The organism is Okeania sp. SIO3B5 (assembly GCF_010692555.1).
Taxonomy (GTDB): Bacteria; Cyanobacteriota; Cyanobacteriia; order Cyanobacteriales; family Microcoleaceae; genus Okeania.
In genome coordinates, this window is sequence record NZ_JAAHHG010000781.1 from 1 (window position 1) to 3,169 (window position 3,169).

Consider the following 3,169-nt stretch of genomic DNA (forward strand, 5'->3'; position numbering starts at 1 on the left):
TTGTTGAGACCGGAGGATGTCAACAAACATGATTGGAGTCATTGGAGACGAGTTGCTAGTTTTATTAAACTACATCGTATCCGTAGGACTCAACTTTTTCAGTGGAGGAAAGCCCTTGAGGGAATCCGCTCCCCATGAGTTATGGGCGGAACATCAACTTTCACAGCAAGTACACATTGAAACGGGTGAGTAATGAAATCATTTGCACTCACCGATGGCAAATGTCTAGCTTTGTCTAGTTTTCAAGAAGGTGGAATAACTGACAACTATTATGTAGGAAGTTGTATGATAGTATGTTTCTCTAGTTATGCTGAAAATCATTATTGGAGTGTGAATAAGATGTGGGTGACAATCTGCCTATTTATGGTGAAAAACCCAATGATTGGAAACCGTCAGGAAAAAGAATAAAGCGTGGTTTGTATAAAGCACGTAATAATTGGTTAATTAATGCAGACTGTAACGGGGCTGCAAATATAATCACAAAAGTAAGCAGCAAAGCATGGTTTAGACGCTATGCCAACTGTGTAGGGGCACAATGAAATTGTCCCCAAAGAGTATATCTTTGGTCAGCGCTCGAAAAAACGAAGCAACATGGATTTATCGGTGTTGCGTAGTATCAACTTAGAATCCCCGTGACTGACCTCCGGGGAGTAGTCAAATTAATGATTATTCACCACAAACTATAAGGGGTATATCAATAAATCTATATATCTAGATATCTATAATCTAGAAGAGTTCATAAAGTATTAAACTTGATATGAAAAATATATATCCAGGAAATCGTGTGATATTTCTCAAAAGTACCCAGATGGGAAAAAACCTAATGGTACGCTATCTACTTCCAAGTATACTCAGTGTTTTTGTACTTGGAACTCCTACTGAAGCTGCTACCTTAGAATCTTGGCAGTTTCAAGCAAACCAGAATCGACTATCTTTTACTACTGAAGGAGGTGTTCAGCCAAAAGCACAACTCATAACTAACCCAACTCGCTTAGTTATAGATTTGCCTGGCACAACTTTAGGTGGTATAAGGACTTCTCAAGTTGTCGGTGGGGCAATTAAAGCAGTTAGAGTAGGACAATTTAATTCTCAAACAGCTCGGATTGTCGTAGAATTAAATAATGGGTATACTCTTGACCCAAAACAGGTGCAATTTAGGGGCATATCTCCTAGTGAATGGACTGTACAAATACCCACACCTCAAAAAATTGCCTCTACTTCAGATATTAACCTTACGCCCCAGTCCCCACCCCCACTACCTCAAAATTCTCAGTCTCCACCCCCACAACCTCAAAGTTCCCAGTCTCCACCCCTACTACCTCAAAGTCCTCAGTCCCCACCCCCACCACCTCAAAATTCTCAGTCTCGACCCCCACTACCTCAAAGACCGCCTTTAACTCGCAGAATAGAGAGACCGAGTAATCAAAATATACTAAGACCAAGAAACCCTGCTCCTGTTAATCAAGTTGCTACAACTGGTACGCCAACTCTTGTAGAAGATGTCCAAGTAAAGCAAGAGGGATTAGTTCTACAAACGAGCGGTCAAATACCAGAAATAGAACTCAAGCAGAGTGTTGACCGTACTTGGATGACCATTGATATTCTGGACGCTACTCTCACAGCAAAAGATGTCAAGGCAAATCAAAGATTTAATGAATCTGGATTAACAATTACTCAACTTACTCAGCTTTCAACGACACCTGCGGTAGTTCGTTTGACAGTGAGTCTTCCAAATACTAAAACTCAATGGGAAGCTCGTGCTTATGCAGGTGGAGTAGCAATATGGCCTCAAGGAGAAACACCACCAACAATTAATCAAGCTACTGGTTTTGCAGTTGTTAAGTCAGTAGAGTTGAAAAATGGTACTGACTTAGTAATTACAGGGGATCGACCTCTGAATTATCGGAGTGGTTGGGATTCTGAAGAGGATGCTTATGGAATTACAATATATGGTGCTAAGGTAGATGATCGGTTAAAGTTACCTGGCCGACGGGTTGGCAGTCCTCTAGTTTGGGCAAAGATACGTCAAGAAGATCCAGAAACAGTGACTATTCTGGTTAAGCCTGCTACTAATGTTAAAATTGCCGAGGTAACTCAGCTTACTCCACAAAAGTTATCCTTACCCATGGGTTGGGGTAATATTGGCACTACTCCTCCTGGTTGGCGACCAGATCCTAGACAACAATCTTCTAATTCCAGACCTTCAATCTTTTCACGGGGAAACAGTTCATCACCCCCAAATTCACCTCCTCAGAACAGATTACCTCAGAATAGATTACCTCAGAATTCCCCAGGAAATTTACGTCCGAGACGCTGGCCTTTTCCCTGGCCTCGTCGCAACAACCGCCGTTCTAATACTAATAATGGTAATCGTCGTTTTCCTTTGCCGCAAAATCGATTACCCCAGCGTGATGGACGGTTAATGATAGTTATAGACCCTGGGCACGGAGGACCTACAGATATAGGTGGAGTGGGTTTTGGTCTGCGAGAGAAGGATATTGTATTGCCTATGTCATTGGAGGTAGCTCAAATCCTGGAGCAGAATAATATACAAGTGGTGATGACTCGTAAGACAGACCGGGATTTAGATTTACCACCACGGGCAGAATTGGCCAATCGGGTAGGTGCGGATCTGTTTGTGAGTATTCATGCTAATGCTATTAGTATGAGTCGTCCTGATGTGAATGGTTTAGAGACTTTTTACTACCAAAGTGGCCAGGCTCTAGCACAGTATATTCAGAATAGTATGCTGGAAAGTTTCCCCACAATGAATAATCGTGGGGTAAAGCGGGCTCGTTTTTATGTGCTAAGAAAGACTAAGATGCCTGCTGTATTGGTAGAGGTGGGTTTTGTCACTGGTAATTATGATTCTAGGATTCTTGCGGACCCTGTTCAACGTAGTCGTATGGCACAGGCAGTCGCTCGTGGGATACTTAGATATGTTCAAGCTTATTCTCGTTAATTAGGGAGTAGGGAGTAGGGAGTAGGGAGTAGGGAGTAGGGAGTAGGGGAGTAGGGGAGTAGGGGAGTAGGGGAGTAGGGGAGTAGAGAGTAGGGAGTAGGGAGTAGGGTAGTAGGGGAGTAGAGAGTAGGGGAGAAAGAATCATAGTAGATAGGAAAAACTACTTAAGTTATCGAAAAAAATGTGCTTTTTCATACACTTTTTCTC

At 42.4% G+C, this 3,169-nt stretch carries 2 protein-coding genes and 1 pseudogene; all 3 read left to right on the plus strand.

Translation table 11 applies throughout. From position 1 onward, the window contains the following. Nucleotides 1-192: 192 nt before the first annotated feature. A complete protein-coding gene (locus F6K54_RS42370; RefSeq protein ID WP_293090482.1) occupies nt 193-408 on the plus strand; it encodes a hypothetical protein in 216 nt (71 codons plus the stop codon). Further along, nucleotides 348-497: pseudogene (locus F6K54_RS42375) on the plus strand (RNA-guided endonuclease TnpB family protein); the annotation flags it as partial. The gene F6K54_RS42370 and the pseudogene F6K54_RS42375, both read left to right, overlap by 61 nt. Before the next feature lie 260 nt (nt 498-757). Next, on the plus strand, nt 758-2,962 hold the full coding sequence (locus F6K54_RS42380; RefSeq protein WP_293090481.1) for an N-acetylmuramoyl-L-alanine amidase: 2,205 nt from the start codon (nt 758-760) through the stop codon (nt 2,960-2,962). Nucleotides 2,963-3,169 lie beyond the last annotated feature (207 nt).